Raw genomic sequence first — 17,798 nt, forward strand, 5'->3', positions numbered from 1 at the left:
ATCAGGCTATGTTGCTGAAAGACAAAAAAGTCATAATTGTCGGCGACAGGGATGGCATCCCGGGTCCTGCGATAGCGTTGTGTGCGCAAACCGCAGGTGCGGATGTAGTATTCTCATCAACAGAATGCTTTGTCTGAACTGCTGCGGGCGCTATGGACCTGGAAAACCAAAAGCGGGTTAAAGAATTTACGGAGGAATACGGTGCAGAAAACATCGTAATCCTGCTCGGCGCAGCCGAGGGCGAGTCTGCCGGACTGGCAGCCGAAACCGTAACTGCTGGCGACCCTACTTTTGCAGGTCCTTTGGCGGGAGTCCAGTTGGGACTGAAAGTATACCATATATGCGAGCCGGAAGTGAAGGCCGAGGTAGATCCACAGGTGTATGAAGAACAGATCAGTATGATGGAAATGGTGCTTGACATTGACAGCATTGTTGATGAAATGAAATCCATTCGCGATCAATACTGCAAGTTCTAGTTTTTATCCTGAGACAAACACTCTCTAATTCTCCTGTTTTTTACAAGTGGGAATTAAGAGCAGCTAAGTCTTTGGAAGTTGGGCGACTGATCTTTTGACAGGATTAAGAAACCTGTCTGAAGTTAAGTCTGCTTTATTTGTCCTACAGAATTTACTAAAAAATTCTGGGACATAAAAACGACTAAGGATTTTACCGTCGTCCTGACGGATTTGGCGCAAGCCAAGTCTTTCTTGAGAGAGAAGCCGGATGGTGCGGGCGGTAAAAGAGAGGATTACTTACATAGTAGGCCTTATCTTTTGGCGCCCGTTTAATCTTTAGACGAAAGGGTGTTTCCTATGTACAGCGTACTCAAAGGGGCAGGCTATTTTCTGGCACATACGCCAGACATGGTAATTCATAATGGCACGACCCAGACTACCGAAAAGAGAATAAAACCGGATTCCGACTACCTGAAAGACATCGTAAACGGCATGCGCGACTATGAAGCGTGTGTAGCGTATCCGCCCAATCAGGTATATATCGGTAACATGACACCGGACGAACTGGCTGCCATCCCTGCGCCTTGGCATGACAAGCGCGCAGAAGGCGCCAAACGTCAGGGTGCGTTCGGGGAAATCATGCCCCAGGATGAATTCGTCGGCCTGATGAAAATCTGCGACGTCTTTGATCTGGTCAAGCTCAATGAGAGTGTTAGCCAATCCATCAAAGCCAAGCTGGAAGCTCATCCGCTGATCGACAACAGCCTGCTGACCGGTTTGGACAAAGCCGCAGCCGCAGGAGAAATCACCGACCTGATCAAAAACGCCGGCGCGGAAGCCATTCATCTGAACGGCGAAGTGGTTGGCTGCGTCAAAGCCGCCCATGACATTGACGACTCGCTGTCAGCTCATGTCATCTTTGAAAACCTGGTTTCCAAAGCCTCTTGCGTAGCTTCGCTCCTGCAGCTCATTCACCAGACCGGTGTAGACAAAGCAGCCATCGACTATGTCATCGAGTGCTCCGAAGAAGCCTGCGGTGATATGAACCAACGCGGCGGCGGCAACTTTGCCAAAGCGGCAGCCGAAATGGCCGGCTTCGTCAATGCCACCGGCAGTGACGTGCGCGGTTTCTGCGCCGGTCCTACCCATGCCCTGGTACAGGCAGCCTCCCTGGTGAAAGCCGGCGTCTTCAAAAACGTCGTAGTAGCCGCAGGCGGCTCCACCGCCAAACTGGGCATGAACGGCAAAGACCACCTGAAAAAAGGACTGCCCATTTTAGAAGACTGCGTGGCCGGCTTTGCCGTGCTCATCTCGGAAAATGACGGCATCAACCCGGAACTCAACACCGACATCCTGGGCCGTCACACCGTAGGCACCGGTTCCTCGCCGCAAAACGTAATCTCTTCCTTAACGTTTACCCCGCTGGAAAAGGCAGGCTTAAAGCTGACCGATGTAGACAAATACTCGGTAGAAATGCAAAACCCTGACATCACCAAACCGGCCGGAGCAGGCAATGTGCCTGAAGCCAACTACAAAATGATTGGCGCCTTAGCGGCCATGAAAGGCCAAATCCAAAAAAGCGAACTGGGCTCCTTTGTTGAAAAGCACGGCATGACCGGCTGGGCCCCTACCCAAGGGCATATTCCCTCCGGCGTTCCGTACCTGGGCTTTGCCCAACGGGAAATCCTGGCAGGCTCCATCGAGCGGGCCATGTTTGTCGGCAAAGGCAGTCTGTTCTTAGGACGTATGACCAACCTGTTTGACGGAATCTCCTTTGTACTGCAGAAAAACAGCGGTGCGAGTCAGGAATCCGGCGTAACAGAAGCCCGGGTGCAGCAGCTGATCGCCGCATCCCTGCGGGAGTTTGCCGGACATCTGGCCGGAAAGTTGGAGGGGTAGCGCTATGGCGGATAAACAAATCAACCGCATAATTGCCGACACCTTCCTCAAGCTTGCCGACTCCCTGGAAACCGGCGCCCAGGCGCCGCGGGCCGTCATCGCCCTCACCGCCATGGGCAGTGAACATGGCGAAGCCGAGCTGTACCAGGCGGCTGCCATGGCAGCCAGGCAGGGCATCAAAGTTAAAGTCATCGGTACTCAGCCGGCTACCTGCCCTGGTGTGGAAACCGTGCTCATTTCCTCAGAAGAAGAAAGCCATAAAGCGCTGGAAACCCTCTTAGACAGCGGCGAAGCCCAAGGCGGCGTAACCATGCACTACCCTTTCCCCATCGGTGTCTCCACCGTAGGCCGTGTCATTACCCCGGCCAAGGGCAAGACTATGTACATTGCCACCACCACCGGCACCAGCGCCCTTGACCGGGTAGAAGGACTTGTGCGCAATGCCCTGTATGGGATTGCGACAGCCAAAGCCTGCGGTGTGGCTGAACCGACAGTGGGCCTGCTCAATATTGACGGAGCGCGCCAGGCGGAAATCCAGCTGCAAAAACTGCAAAACAGCGGCTATCCCATCCGGTTTGCCACCTCAGGGCGAAGCGACGGCGGCGCTATTATGCGGGGCAACGACCTCCTCATGGGTTCCTGCGACGTGATGGTCGCCGACTCCCTGACCGGCAACATCCTAATGAAGATGTTCTCCTCCTACAGCACCGGCGGCAGCTACGAATCGGTCGGCTACGGCTACGGACCGGGCATGGGCGAAAACATTGACAAGCTCATCCTCATCGTATCCCGTGCGTCCGGTGCGCCGGTAGTCAAAGGCGCCATAGAATTTGCCGCCGAACTGGTTCGCGGCGACTATAAGAGCGTATTTGCGGCAGAACTCAAAGCAGCCAAACAAGCCGGGCTGGATGCCCTCTTTGCCGGCTGCCGGGCCCAAAAACAAGCCGGAGAAGCCACCGAAGCGGTGGTTCAGCCGCCAAAAGAAGTAGTGACGGCGGAAATTCACGGCATTGAAATTTTGGACTTAGAAGATGCCGTACAGGCCTTATGGAAAGAAAAGATCTATGCCGAAAGCGGTATGGGTTGTACCGGACCGGTAGTTCTGCTGGCAGAAGCAAGAGTAGAACAGGCCAGAAGTATCTTGATTGCCAAAGGCTATATCGGCGAGTAACAACCACTTGTACAGGGAGGCCCTTCCATGACGAAGCAGCAGCGCCTGCGTACCTTACCTAAGATGGATGACCTGTTGCAGGTCATTGAAAACCAAGCCGGCGACCTGCCGCGCAGCCTGATTAAGTCGGTCATCCAGGATGAACTGGCCTGCTATCGCCAGCGCCTGCTGACCGGAGCTGCCGACCGCTGCGACCAGGAAGAACTGCTTGCCGGAATCCGGCTGGAACTGGGGCGCCAGTCACAGCCCCACCTGCGGGGTGTCATCAATGCCACCGGCGTCATCCTCCACACCAATCTGGGCCGGGCCAGGCTGTCGGACGAATGCCAAGCCATGCTGGCCGGTGTAGGCTGCAAGTATTCCAATCTGGAATACGATCTGGCTGACGGCAGCCGGGGCTCACGCTATCAGCATGTGGAAGACTTGCTCATTCGCCTGACAGGTGCCGAAGCCGCCCTGGTTGTGAATAACAACGCGGCAGCCGTGTATCTTGTGCTGGATTCCATTACCAAAGGCCGTGAAGTGGTAGTCTCGCGGGGGGAGTTAGTAGAAATCGGCGGTTCCTTTCGTGTCCCCAACATTATGGCCGCAAGCGGCTGCAAGCTGGTGGAGGTGGGGACCACCAACAAAACGCACCCTGCCGACTATGAGGCTGCCATTTCCGAACAAACCGGCGCTTTGCTTAAGGTACATACCAGCAATTACAAGATTATCGGCTTTACCGCCGAGGTGGAAATGCGGGAACTGGCGCAAATCGCCCGGAAGCATCAACTGCCGTCTATCTATGATTTGGGCAGTGGTCTGATGGTGGATTTAACACCATATGGAATACCCGGCGAGACAACGGTGGCGCAGTGTGTCAGCCAAGGGGCGGATTTGGTCTGCTTCAGTGGCGACAAGCTGCTGGGTGGTCCGCAGGCAGGCATTATTGTCGGCAAGTCAGCCTACATTACTGCCATGAAGAAAAACCATCTGCTGCGGGCCTTGCGCATTGACAAGCTGACACTTACAGCGCTGGAGGCTACCTTGCGCCAGTATCTCGACCCGGCCAAAGCCGTGCAGTCCATCCCGACCTTGCGGATGATTGCCGAACCGGCGGCCGCAGTCCGGGATAAAGCGGAGCGGCTGGCAGATTTACTTGCCAGAACCGGCTGCAACTGCAGCGTAGTGAAAAGCGCGGCCTGTGTGGGAGGCGGTTCCCTGCCGGCAGTGGAACTGGAATCGTATGCGGTCGCCGTTCATCTGGAAGAGTTGTCACCCAACAGGCTGGAAAGCAAGCTGCGGGAACATTGTGTTCCTATTATTGCGAGGATAACGGACGATTGTCTGCAACTGGATTTGCGTACAGTCGAGCCGGAAGAATTTGCCGATATCGTTCTTTGTGTGAAACAGATTATCAGTGATCTTCGGATAGAATTATAATACGAAAGGACTGTTGAAATGAAACTGGATATTGTGAATTTTCATGTTCGGGACATACAGTTCGGCGCTAAAACAGAATACGTCGACGGAATCCTGACAGTCAATAAAGAAGAAGCCCTGGCAGTAGTGCGGGAAGACAGCCACATCACCGAGGCTGAGCTGCACATCGTAAAGCCTGGCGACGAAGTTCGCCTGGTGCCGGTAAAAGAAGCAATTGAGCCTCGTCACCGTGTTGGCGGCGGTCCGGTGTTCCCCGGCGTAACCGGCAAACTGGTACAAGCCGGCAACGGCACTACCCACGCTCTCAAGGATATGAGTGTTCTGGTAGTGGGCAAGCATTGGGGCGGTTTCCAGGACGGCTTGATTGACATGGGTGGGGAAGGCGCTAAGTACACCCTGTTCTCAGAGCTGAAAAATCTGGTACTGGTAGCCGATACCGATGAAACCTTCGAACACAAAGAGCAGCAAAAGAAAAACCGTGCGCTGCGTTGGGCCGGTATGCGCCTGGCAGAATACCTGGGTGCATGCACCAAGGACTTGGCACCGGTAGAGACTGAAGTCTATGAGCTTCCAGCTATCACCAAGCGCGACAGCGCCGTGAGCAAGCTGCCCAGTGTTGTCTTAGTACTGCAGCCACAGTCTCAGATGGAAGAAATGGGCTACAATGACCTCAACTACGGTTGGGACTGCAATCACATGCTGCCCACCTTTATGCATCCTAACGAAGTGCTGGATGGAGCCATGATTTCCGGTTCTTTCATGCCTTGCTCCTCGAAATGGTCCACTTATGATTTCCAAAACTTCCCGATGATCAAAAGACTGTATCAAGAGCATGGCAAGACCCTGAACTTCCTGGGAGTGATCATGTCCAACCTCAACGTGGCACTGGATCAGAAAGAACGCTCTGCCTTGTTTGTCGCTCAAATGGCAAAAAGCATAGGCGCAGACAGCGCGATTGTGGTTGAGGAAGGCTACGGCAACCCGGATGCTGACTTCACTGCTTGCATTGTTGCCCTGGAGAAAGCCGGTGTTAAGACCGTAGGTCTGACCAATGAGTGCACCGGACGGGATGGAGCAAGCCAGCCGCTGGTGTCTATGGACGAGATAGCTGATGCTATTGTTTCCTGCGGTAACGTATCCAGCCTGATTAAGCTGCCACCGATGAAAGTGGTATTGGGAGAACTGGAATCCCTTGCACGGGACGGTCTTTCCGGCGGTTGGAGCAATGACGAGATATTAGGACCTTCGGTGAAACCTGACGGCTCTATTATCATGGAAAATAACGCTATGTTCTGCGGTGACCGGGTTGCTGGCTGGTCCACCAAGACCATGAAGGAATTTTAAGGAGGGAACAGTGTGAAAACAATCCTGTATCTTAACCAGTTCTTTGGGCAGATTGGCGGCGAGGAGCTTGCCGATCATGAGCCGGAGATCCGCGAAGGTGTTGTAGGACCTGCTATGGCACTTAATGCCGCGCTGGGTGCTGACATTGAAGTTACTCATACGATTATCTGCGGTGACAATTTTATCGGTTCCAACACCGAAGAAGCGATAAAGCGCATTCTGGGTTTCCTGGAAGACAAAGAGTTTGACATATTCTTTGCCGGTCCTGCTTTCCGTGCCGGACGTTATGGCGCAGCCTGCGGTCATATCTGCTCTGCTGTACAGAAAAAATTCGGCGTTCCGGCTATTACTTCGATGAACGACGAAAACCCTGGCGTGGAAATGTACAGAAAAGAAATGTACATCTTCAAGGGTGGCGCCAGTGCTGCTGCCATGAAAAAAGATGTAACCGCAATGGCTAACTTTGCCAAAAAACTGCTGGCTAAAGAACCTTTGGGTTCGGCTGATGAAGAAGGCTACTTTGGCCGTGGCGTCCGTGAGCAGGTTTGGTTGAACCCGCCTGTGGCCGCTGCTGACCGGGTAATCGACATGCTGTTGAAAAAAGTAAACGGCCAGCCGTACCAGTCAGAACTGCCTATTCCCAAATCTGAGCGCGCTCCGATTGCACCTGCAATTTCACCTGAGAAGCTGGCAACCATGAAAGTGGCGCTGGTTACTTCCGGTGGTATTGTGCCTGTCGGCAATCCTGACCGCATCCAATCCGCTTCTGCCACCAAGTGGGGCAAGTATGATGTCGAGAACCTGGACGATTTGAAAAAAGGCGAATTTATGACCATCCATGCCGGCTTTGACCCTGCTGCCGCCAACAATGACCCTGACGTTATTGTGCCGCTGGATGTACTGCAGGAATATGCCAAAGAAGGAAAAATCGGCGGCGTATACAAGTTTTTTTATTCCACAGTCGGTACCGGCACCACGCAAGCTGAAGCCGCCCGGATGGGTAGAGAAATCGCACAGGAGCTGATCAGTGATGGCGTACAAGCTGCTATCCTGACCTCCACCTGAGGCACCTGCACACGTTGCGGTGCAACGATGACCAGAGAAATCGAACGGGCAGGGATTACCATCGTTCAGATGGCAAACCTGATTCCTGTAGCGAAAACCGTGGGCGTGAACCGTCTGGTTCCGACCATCTCCATTCCGTATCCGCTTGGCAATCCGTCCACTCCGAAGGAAGAGCAGCATAAGCTGCGCCGCCACCGCGTAGGCGTTGCCCTGGATGCTTTAACTACCCCGATTGAAGAGCCAACACTCTTTGAAGTAAAAATCTAATTGATTGTCCTTACACTCCGCCGGCAGCAATACCGGCGGAGTGTGTGGCATACAGGCAAAATATGTTCAGTATAATTACTTAGTCAAGCAATACCAAACAGGAAGCGGCTGCTTTGTGGCAGCGCTTGAGCAGAGTTTTACGGGGAGGTAGCAAAGATGGAAATGAAACAATTGGAAGCGTTTGTCGCAGTGGTTCAATATAACAGCTTTTCCAAGGCAGCTGACATGATTTATTTGTCTCAGCCGACCATTAGCGCCCACATCAGCTCTCTGGAGAATGAGATCGGGGCGCAGCTGTTGATACGCTCGACTAAGGCGGTTTATCCAACCCAGACAGGCAAAGAGTTGTTTCACCGGGCTAAAAGCATCCTTGCCCTGCGTGATGAGGCTATCAGCAGTGTCAGTAGGATTGACCGGGAAATGATTGGAGAAATCAGCATCTTAGCCTCTACCGTGCCTGCTCAGTTCCTGCTGCCGGAAATCATTACCGCCTTTCAAAAACAGTATCCCCGAATTGTGTTTCATATTCACCAGGCGGACAGCCAGCAAGTCGTGGAAGGGCTTTTGGGCTACAAGTATGATTTTGGTATAGTGGGCACCAGCGTCAATTCCCGTTGTTTGCTGACAGTTCCTTTCTATCATGACACACTGGTATTGATTACCCCCAAAGCGATGCCGGTCAACAAAGGGGCAATGTATCGCGACCTGCCGGCGTTTTTACGGCAGCAGCCTTTTGTGATGCGCGGGGACGGCTCCGGCACCCGTGTGGAAATGGAACAACTGTTGCATAAGCAAGGCATTTCTGTCCAGAATCTGAATATTGTGGCCTATTTTCATGACACCCAGAGCATTTTATCGGCTGTGTCCCAGGGAATGGGAATATCCTTTGTTTCCAAAGTTGCGGCAGCTGCCTATGAAAAAACCGGACAAATCAAGGTATATGACCTTGGGCAGCAGGCGTTCGCGCGGCAATTTCATCTTGTTTTTAAAAAAGAAGTGGTGTTATCGCCGGTTCAAAGGGTTTTTGTCGCATATCTGGAAAATTATTTTACTGGCAACATTACTGTATATTCCGAGCAAAGAGATTGCCGCTGAAGCAATACCACTGGGTAATATGCAGCGATAACGGAGTACCCGGAGAAAACTTTCATTTTATCCGATGACTAACTCGCTCTAAGACTCCCACCTCTCCAGGTGGGAGTATACCCCTACGGGCACAGGCGAGCGACTAAGTCCTTGGATAAGGGCGACTAACCTTCAGATGGGGTTAAAACCCCACCTGAAGCTAAGTCTACTTTATTTTGATATGATTGTTGGGATAAAATTGGTATGCCAAAGAAAGGGTGAGTTGACAAGCATGTGTTGTTCAAAAGTAACAAAAGACCAGGCAGTAGAAATTATAAAAAGATACGAGCAAGTATTAGCCATTATTAATAAATACGGAAAGGCTAAGGAGCAGCTGTTATCTATTTTGCTTGATATTCAGGCAACTTCGGGAGAAAACTATGTAGCTGAAGAATGGGCGGAAGTTGTCGCCTGTCAATTAGATTTGCCAATTAGCAAAGTTCATGATGTATTAACCTTTTATGCTATGTTCAGCATTGAACCGCGCGGCCGGTATGTCATTGAAATCTGCAAAAGCACACCCTGTCATGTAACCAAAGCCGATGCCGTTGTCGCCATGTTTGAAGCAGAATTAGGCATTAAGCTCGGCGAGACTACTCCTGACAATGAATTTACCCTGCTGCACACCAGCTGTGTGGGTGCCTGCGATATTGGTCCGGTAGCCAAGATCGGCGAAGAAGTCTATGGCAATCTGACCGCAGCCAAGGTAGCCGAAATTGTGACAAGTTACCGGGAGGCGAAAGCATGTCAAAAATAAATAAACTGATTTCCGGCAATTGCGGTGTCATTTGCCCTGATTGTACTGAAGATTATGTAAAAGCCGGCGGCTATCAAGGCCTCAAAAAAGCCTTTACCATGAAACCGGAAGATATTATCGGCGAAGTAAAAAAGGCCAAGCTCTTAGGACGCGGCGGCGCCGCCTATCCGGCCGGTTCCAAATGGGAACAGCTGCTGGAAATTCCCGAGTTTCCCAAATACATTGTCATTAATGCCGACGAAGGGGAACCAGGTACCTTTAAGGATAAAATCCTCTTAGGCCATGACCCGCTACGGGTAATTGAAGGCATGACTATTGCCGGTTATGTTTTCAACTCCCACGACGGCTACATTTATATTCGCGGCGAATACCGCGCCATTCAAAAGGTATTCCAAAGTGCTATCGACAATGCGGTGAAAGCCGGGTATCTGGGCAAAAACATCCTGGGTACGGGTTTTGAATTCAACATTCACATTATGACCGGTGCCGGTGCTTATGTCTGTGGCGAAAACTCGGCGCTCTTAAATTCCATTGAAGGCAAGGCCGGACGCCCGCGGATCAAACCGCCCCATCTGGCGGAAGTCGGCCTGTTCCTGCTGCCTACCCTGGTAAACAATGTGGAGTCCATTGCCAATATCCCGACCATTGTATTAGAGGGCGGCGACAAGTATTTAAGCTACGGCACCAAAGACAGCGGCGGCACCAAGCTCATCTGTCTGTCCGGTAATGTTGTTAACCGTGGTGTATACGAGATTCCGTTCGGCGTAAGCCTGCGGGATGCCATTTATGATCCTCAGCTGGGCGGTGGCATTCCTAACGGGAAAAAACTAAAATTCTTCCACCTGGGCGGTCAGTCCGGACCGATTGGCGGTGAAGCCCAGCTTGATACCCCATATTGCTATAAGGCGCTCAGAAACGCCGGATTAAGTGTTGGTTCCGGCGCCATTGTAGTTATGGATGAAGACGTGTGCGTGATTGATTATCTTAAAGGTGTAACCGAATTCTTCATCCATGAATCCTGTGGCAAATGTACCCCTTGCCGCGAAGGCAACAAACAAATTTATGCCATTCTCTGCAAAATCGCCGCAGGGGAAGCTATGCAGGACGATCTTGTTATTCTCAAGCGCTTAATCGATACCATGACCATCGCTTCCTTCTGCGGTTTGGGCCAATCGGCAGCTGTGGCCCTCAATACCTGCTGGAAACTCTTCAAAACCGAATTTGAAGATCATCTGCACAAGAAATGTCCGGCGCAAGTTTGTTTTACTGAACAGGAAAGAGGTGAGTAGTGTGGGTCATCATGCTTCAGATCCCAATAAAATCGTAAACATTACCATTGACGGGGTACCGGTATCGTGTCCTGAAACTACACTTATTCTGGATGCTGCCAAAATGGCGGGAATTGACATTCCGGTACTATGTTACCATCCTGACCTCAAAGTACGCGCTACCTGCCGTCTTTGTGTAGTTGAACTTAAGGGACAGAAAAAACTTAAAACTGCGTGCAGCAATGAAGTCTGGGATGGGGCTGAGTTTATTACCAACAGCCCGGCGGTACGGCAGGCCAGAAAAGATGTGCTGGAACTTATCCTGGCCGAACACCCGCAGGATTGTTTGCAATGTGTCAGAAACACCAACTGTGAACTCCAGCAATTGGCGCGGGATTTTGGTGTCAGCAAGCCGCTGTTTGCCAACCAGCCAAAACAAATTCCTATCGAAGATTCCAACGGGGTTATTGTCCGGGACATGGCTAAGTGTGTAAAATGCGGCCGTTGTGTGGAAATGTGCCAGGAGGTCCAGACCGTCGGTGCCATCAATACTGCACAACGTTCGGTGGAATACGAAGTCACGACTGCTTTCGACCGGCCGCTGCAGGACAGCACTTGCATATATTGTGGACAATGCATTGCGGTCTGCCCGGTAGGCGCTTTGTATGAAAAAGATGACACGGAAAAAGTCTGGCAGGCGCTTGGCGACAGTGATAAGCATGTAATCGTGCAGGTAGCTCCGGCCGTTCGTGTCGCTTTGGGTGAAGAATTCGGTTTAGAACCAGGCAGCATTACGACCGGCAAAATGGTAGCCGCCTTGCGCCGTCTGGGGTTTGACAAAGTGTTTGACACCGACTTTGCCGCCGACGTAACTATCATGGAGGAAGGTAATGAACTGTTAGAGCGCATGAGCCATGGCGGTACCTTGCCGCTCATTACCTCCTGCAGCCCCGGTTGGATCAACTTTGTGGAGACTTTCTATCCGGACTTGCTGGACAATGTTTCCACCTGTAAATCGCCGCAGCAAATGTTTGGGGCCTTAGCCAAGAGCTATTACCCCGAAAAAGCAGGTATCGACGCCGCTAAGATCGTATCGGTGTCAATTATGCCCTGCACAGCGAAAAAATATGAAAGTGCCCGCCTGGAAATGAATAGCAGCGGGTACCGTGATGTGGATATTGTTTTGACTACCCGTGAGCTGGCCAGAATGGTTAAACAAGCTGGTTTTGACTTTAACAAATTAAGCAATGCCGAGTTTGATGCCCCGCTTGGTATCTCTACCGGCGCTGCTGTCATCTTCGGCACTTCCGGCGGTGTTATGGAAGCGGCTCTCCGTACCGTCTACGAAGTAGTCACAGGCAAGGAACTGGCCAATGTCGATTTCGAAGGCGTGCGCGGTTTCACCGGCGTCAAGGAAGCGGAGGTTGACCTGGATGGCAAAAAGGTTAAAGTGGCCATTGCCAACGGCCTGAAAAATGCCCGGGTTATTTTAGACAAAATCCGCGCCGGCGAATGTGATTACCAGTTTGTTGAAATCATGTGCTGCCCTGGTGGCTGCATCGGCGGCGGCGGTCAGCCCTGGGGCACCACCCAGGCTACCAAGGAAGCCCGGATGGCCGGACTGTACCAGGCCGACCGCGAGCTGTCCATCAGGCAGTCGCATAAAAATCCGGCGGTGAAGGCCCTGTATGATGAGTTCCTGGGTAAACCGTTAAGCCACAAATCCCACGAACTGCTGCATACTCATTATCATCCCCGCCATAAGCAGATAAGCAGAGAACCAGGTTATTAGGAGCAAAGCGACGCGAGAACCTGCGTGAATCGCTTAGTTCCGAGCAGAGCGAGGAACTTCCTTATAGAAAGTTGTACTCAATAAGGACGGCTAGTTATACAGCCGTCCTTATTGCTAAATAAAAGGAGAAAATCTTATAATTTAGAGGTGAAAAGCCTGTGAAGAGTATACGGACTTTTTTTATCCTTATCATTACCGGCATTACTCTGCTGGTATTCAGTGTTCAGACCTATATTTCGTCAACACAAGTCAAAGAGTATGCGGTAACCCAACAAGAAGAAAAATTATTGTCTCAGGCTCTGCAAGAAGCAACATCACTATATATTCCGATCAAAGAGATTTCCGATGAGGCAATAACCCTGGGCAATATGATTACAACCATGCCGGAGTACCAAGAAGAGATTGTCCTTAGTTATATTAAGAAAAGCGTGCAGAAAAGCAAGGCCTTTGCCGGTGCCGGCATGGCGTTTGAACCGTACGCCTATCAGCCGGATGTGAAAAATCATTTCCCGTACACGATGAAGGACAAAAACGGTATACCGGTTTTAACGTGGGAATACAGTGTAGTGGATTATCACGCTAAAGCGTGGTATAAATTAGGTATCGGCTCGCAAAAGGCAATTGATTATTCAGAGCCGTATGTGGACCAAAGTGACCCTAATCTGATCTGGGTAACCTGCGTTCATCCGATAGAAAAAAACGGTAAGCGTATTGGTGTGGCGGAAGCAGATTTCACTCTGGACATTTTTAAGCAGCAACTGACAGATATTCGTGTGGGACAGAACGGTTATGCCTTCGCGCTTACCCGGACCGGTATGGTTATTGGCAATTATACCGGCAGTAAAACCGAACAGACTCAAGACTTATCAGTAAAGCTCACAGAGGTATCGGACAAGGATTGGCGGGTGCTGGGTGAAGCGGCGCTGCAAGCGAAGCAAGTGGGAATCATGCAGGTAAAAGATAATTACATTGTATACTCGCCGGTAGGCGATACCGGAATGACCCTGCTGTTGGTTTATCCGGCGGAGGAAGTCTTTGCCGGCTTGAACAGCCTGATGTATTCTAACCTTATATTGGTGATAGTCTCCATTCTCTTGTTTGTATTCACGTTATCCTATTTTGTCAACCGGCGCATTGTCAACCCCATACAAAAGTTATCTGAAACCGCTAATCGGGTGGCCGCAGGCGATCTTAGCGACATCGGGGAAACCCCGGCGGGCAAAGATGAGATCGGTCAATTGGCAATGGCCTTTGCCACTATGTCCGGCAACTTGCGCAGCCTGATGCTGCAGGTCATGCAATCTTCAGAGCAGCTGGCCTCTTCGTCGGAAGAACTGACGGCAAGTGCCGAGCAGTCGGCGCAAGGCGCAACCCAAACGGCCATGAGCATTACGGCGGTGGCCGCCGGTACCGAGCGGCAAACCGGAGCCGTTAACCAAGCCGCTGCTGTTGTTGATCGCATTGCACACGAGATCAACCAGGTTGCCGACAATGTCGGCATAGTTGAGCTGACTTCCGGGAAAGCGGCAGGTGCCGCCCAAGAAGGAGGCGAGGCGGTCGAAGCAGCAGTACGGCAAATGGTTACTATTGAGACCAAAGTGACCCATACCGCGCAAATTGTAGTTAAGCTGGGAGAACGCTCCAAAGAAATCGGCCAGATTGTCGATACCATTGCCGGTATTGCCAGTCAGACCAACCTCTTAGCCCTCAACGCCGCCATTGAGGCTGCCCGTGCCGGTGAACAGGGGCGCGGCTTTGCGGTAGTGGCCGAAGAAGTGCGCAAACTGGCTGAACAGTCTCAGGAAGCCGCCAAACAGATTGCCGGACTAATTGGCGAAATCCAGAGTGAGACTACCAGTGCAGTTATGGCCATGGATGAAGGCACGCGCGAGGTAAAGCTCGGGGCGGAAGTTGTCAATAATGCAGGTCGTGCCTTTGCCGAGATAGTGACACTGTTTGATCAGGTATCAGACCAGGTGAGCAAAATTACCAATACGGTGCAGCGTGTTGCCGTTGGCAGCCAGGATATAGTTGCGGCCGTAAAAGAAATTGATGAAATAAACAAAGATACTGCCAGTCAAACCCAGACGGTTTCAGCGGTTACGGAGGAGCAGGCAGCCTCCATGGAAGAAATCGCTGCCGCCAGTGAGGCTTTGGCCCAAATGGCGGAAACCTTGACTGGGGCTGTAAGCAGGTTCAAATTGTAGTTGGTCCCTTTGAAGTAAAAAACTAATTGATTGTCATTGTGCTCCGCCGGTATCAAGCCGGCGGAGCACGTGGCATATCGGGCAAAAAAGATATGCATATTTGAACAACTCTCCCATTCATGTTAAAATAAGCTAGCTATTGTGATAAAAAAACGACATAGACATAATAGGGTTAGAAATTTTCAGAAAATATAAAATTATTTTCTTGGTGCTCATGGGAGGGGTATTATTTTGAAGAAGGATGGCCCGGACATACTTAAACTTAAGGCAATTCAAGATTATATCCAACAGGTAGCAGATGCATTTTCAGTTGTACTTAATTACGAAGTCGCTATTGTAGATGTGTACTTAGAGGTCTTAGTGGGGACTGGAAAGTATCGAGATCAAATTGGCGTTGTTTATGATTTAGGAACAGTAAACTATCAAATGCGCTATACACCAAAAAGTTTTTTTGTTATCGATCCGCCAAACTGTAAACTGTGTCAAAATTGTAAGTTGTTGAAGACCTGTAAGGTGTTGGCAGGCTTATTTTACCCGATAAAATTGGGAGATAAATTATTAGGCTCGATCTCATTATATGCTTTCGATGAAACGCAAAAAGAAAACATGTTAAAAGACTTTGTTAAACTTAAACTGTTTTTACAGCACCTGGTAGAATTAATTTCGGGAAAACTTAATGAACGGGTACTATATGAACAATCGAAAAAAGCGGCTGAGCAATTCGACACCTTGATTAATTCTGTGCGTGAAGGCATTGTGGCGGTTGATTATCAGGGAAAAATAACTCATGTCAACCGATCGGCCACCGAGCTTCTGATGGTACCGGCTAACCTTATCAATGGACGCATGCTGGAAGAAGTTTTTTCAGGGATTTCTCTAGGGGTACTCATGAAAATGATTAGACCATATATGGAACAAGATATATTTTATAAACATGGTCAAAAAACATTACATTTTATGAGCACAGCCACCGAAATAGAGTATGGCGGCTATATTAGTGGTTTTGTTCTTTCTCTTCGTTCCATCAAGGAAATGCGTAAATTAGCCGGGCGTTTTATCCGGGAGGAGCGCAAGTATACCTTTGATGGTATTCTTAGCCAAAATACGGAAATTGCTGATATTAAAAAGAAAATGTGCACAGTGGCGAAAACCGATTCAACCGTCCTGATAACAGGTGAAAGCGGGACTGGTAAGGAACTTTTCGCCCATGCCATTCATCATGAAAGTCTGCGGCAGGAAGGGCCTTTTATTGTCGTAAATTGCGGGGCCATTCCGGAGAACCTGCTTGAAAGTGAGTTGTTTGGCTATGAAGAAGGCGCATTCACCGGGGCGCGGCGTACCGGGAAGCCAGGAAAGTTTGAATTGGCTGATGGCGGAACTATATTCCTTGATGAGATCGGGGATATGCCCTTGCAACTGCAAGTCAAACTATTGCGGGTGCTGCAGGAACGGATGATTGAACGAATAGGGGGGACTAAGCCATTACCTGTCGATGTCCGGGTTATTGCTGCCACTAATAAGAACTTGGAAGAAATGATAAACACTAACCAATTTCGCAGCGATCTATATTATCGTTTGAGTGTTATACCTTTCCATATTCCGCCTTTGCGGGAAAGAATGGAGGACTTGGAGCTGCTCATTCACTGTTTCATCCAAAAATTCAATTTGATTTTTGGAAAGCAGGTTAAAGGTTATACCCATGAGGCATTGGCGAAAATGCATGAGTACCCCTGGCCGGGTAATGTTCGGGAATTAGAGAATGCCATTGAGTATTCAACTAATGTTTGCCCTAATGCATTCATTGACGCCAATTATCTGCCGAATCGAATTAGTAAGCATGGCCCTGCTTCCCAATTGCTCCAACCTCACCGAATCAGTGAGCATAGCACTGCTTCACAACTGTCTCAACCGCAGGATAGTATTCAATCAATCGTGGATATGGAGAAAAATGCTATTATAGAAGCCCTAAAAAAGTTTGGCACAAGTAACCAAGCCAAAGAAAATATAGCAAAGTCTTTGGGGATGGGCCGTTCCACCCTTTATCGAAAAATTAAAAAAATGGGTATAGAGGCAGAATTAATGGAATGAACAATGCATGACTATTAGTTCGCTACAAGGTATGAGTAAGGGCTTGCCTAATGAAGGCAGGTTCTTTTTTTATTCTAAGATGAGATATTTAAATTAAATATCAAAATGGGACTTAATTTTCACAATCATCGTCCCAAGATGGGACAGAATTTTAAGTTTTAAATTCATAAAACACAAACACCAACCAAAGCATATCCAGAGTATTTGGTACAGAATTGAGTACTCCTAAAATGCAGACACAAATTAACAATTTTTATTATATATATCATTATTTTCAAAAAAAAGAGTGTCTTGCATAAAGTTGGCGCAAAAGTTGCGTTAACTTTATTATTGTATTTTTAAAATATAATGAAGGTTGTTTAAGTAAAATGATATTTTTCTGAGTTATGTATATCGAGTTATTTTATGCATATGCCAAAAATGAGGTTTGAAATACTGATATAAATTAGTAATAGTCCTAAAATAGGACAAAATTTCGTAGTTTTGCATACATAAAACACAAATACCAACCAAAACACACATCCATAGTACTTGGTACAAAGATTGCATTACCTTTAAATACAGGCGTTAAATGGCTAAATTTTTTATATGTAGCAAAATTTTTCAAAAAAGAGTTTTGATACATGAATTTGGCACAAAATTTGCAATAGTATAACTATACAACCTTTGTTGAGTATTTTCAGTTAGTTGCAGGAGCAGCAGGCATGGTAAGGACGTTAGAATTTCGGAATAAGAATAGGGGTGAATGTTTTGAAATTGGAAATTGGCCGGATTCATATTAAGGACATTCAATTAAGTAATGAGACTTTTGTAAAAGATGGCGTGTTGCGTGTTGATGAGGAAGGATTAATTAACTTTTTAAAGCAAGACGAAAGAATTAAAGATATCAGGCTTGATGTAGCCAAGCCAGGTGAAAAAGTAAGAATCATCCCGGTAAA

13 protein-coding genes are annotated in these 17,798 nt (G+C 49.2%); all 13 read left to right on the forward strand.

Annotation, left to right across the window (positions count from 1 at the left end; genetic code table 11):
• Positions 1-8 precede the first annotated feature (8 nt).
• The gene (gene grdA / locus GT1_RS20000) at positions 9-476 is read left to right on the forward strand and encodes a glycine/sarcosine/betaine reductase complex selenoprotein A (RefSeq protein ID WP_083945398.1); all 468 of its coding nucleotides are present in this window, start codon (positions 9-11) and stop codon (positions 474-476) included.
• Between the two features lie 336 nt (positions 477-812).
• On the forward strand, positions 813-2,354 hold the full coding sequence (grdC, locus tag GT1_RS20005) for a glycine/sarcosine/betaine reductase complex component C subunit beta (RefSeq protein ID WP_188400197.1): 1,542 nt from the start codon (positions 813-815) through the stop codon (positions 2,352-2,354).
• 4 nt (positions 2,355-2,358) lie between these two features.
• On the forward strand, positions 2,359-3,525 hold the full coding sequence (gene grdD / locus GT1_RS20010; RefSeq protein WP_188400198.1) for a glycine/sarcosine/betaine reductase complex component C subunit alpha: 1,167 nt from the start codon (positions 2,359-2,361) through the stop codon (positions 3,523-3,525).
• A 27-nt stretch (positions 3,526-3,552) separates the two neighbouring features.
• Positions 3,553-4,947, forward strand: coding sequence for an L-seryl-tRNA(Sec) selenium transferase (selA, locus tag GT1_RS20015; protein ID WP_188400199.1), 1,395 nt, complete (start codon positions 3,553-3,555; stop codon positions 4,945-4,947).
• 18 nt (positions 4,948-4,965) lie between these two features.
• On the forward strand, positions 4,966-6,291 hold the full coding sequence (locus GT1_RS20020; RefSeq protein WP_188400200.1) for a glycine/sarcosine/betaine reductase component B subunit: 1,326 nt from the start codon (positions 4,966-4,968) through the stop codon (positions 6,289-6,291).
• Positions 6,292-6,303: 12 nt separating this feature from the next.
• Positions 6,304-7,623 (forward strand): betaine reductase selenoprotein B, encoded by a 1,320-nt coding sequence (gene grdH / locus GT1_RS20025; RefSeq protein WP_188400201.1) that lies wholly within the window; start codon positions 6,304-6,306, stop codon positions 7,621-7,623.
• Positions 7,624-7,779: 156 nt separating this feature from the next.
• Positions 7,780-8,718, forward strand: a complete 939-nt coding sequence (locus GT1_RS20030) for a selenium metabolism-associated LysR family transcriptional regulator (RefSeq protein WP_188400202.1) — start codon at positions 7,780-7,782, stop codon at positions 8,716-8,718.
• A gap of 262 nt (positions 8,719-8,980) precedes the next feature.
• The gene (locus tag GT1_RS20035) at positions 8,981-9,505 is read left to right on the forward strand and encodes an NAD(P)H-dependent oxidoreductase subunit E (protein ID WP_188400203.1); all 525 of its coding nucleotides are present in this window, start codon (positions 8,981-8,983) and stop codon (positions 9,503-9,505) included.
• Positions 9,493-10,794 carry an NADH-quinone oxidoreductase subunit F gene (locus tag GT1_RS20040; protein ID WP_188400204.1) on the forward strand — a complete coding sequence of 434 codons (1,302 nt, stop codon included), beginning with the start codon at positions 9,493-9,495 and terminating at the stop codon, positions 10,792-10,794. The genes GT1_RS20035 and GT1_RS20040 overlap by 13 nt, the downstream gene beginning before the upstream one ends.
• 1 nt (position 10,795) lies before the next feature.
• Positions 10,796-12,565 (forward strand): NADH-dependent [FeFe] hydrogenase, group A6, encoded by a 1,770-nt coding sequence (locus GT1_RS20045; RefSeq protein ID WP_223226397.1) that lies wholly within the window; start codon positions 10,796-10,798, stop codon positions 12,563-12,565.
• A gap of 158 nt (positions 12,566-12,723) precedes the next feature.
• Positions 12,724-14,772, forward strand: coding sequence for a methyl-accepting chemotaxis protein (locus tag GT1_RS20050; RefSeq protein WP_188400205.1), 2,049 nt, complete (start codon positions 12,724-12,726; stop codon positions 14,770-14,772).
• Positions 14,773-15,003: 231 nt separating this feature from the next.
• Positions 15,004-16,860, forward strand: coding sequence for a sigma-54-dependent Fis family transcriptional regulator (locus GT1_RS20055; RefSeq protein ID WP_188400206.1), 1,857 nt, complete (start codon positions 15,004-15,006; stop codon positions 16,858-16,860).
• A 750-nt stretch (positions 16,861-17,610) separates the two neighbouring features.
• Positions 17,611-17,798: glycine/sarcosine/betaine reductase component B subunit (locus GT1_RS20060; RefSeq protein ID WP_223226398.1), on the forward strand; the 188-nt coding region annotated here is incomplete at its 3' end.

Source organism: Sporomusa sp. GT1 (assembly GCF_014634905.1).
Classification (GTDB): domain Bacteria; phylum Bacillota; class Negativicutes; order Sporomusales; family Sporomusaceae; genus Sporomusa; species Sporomusa sphaeroides.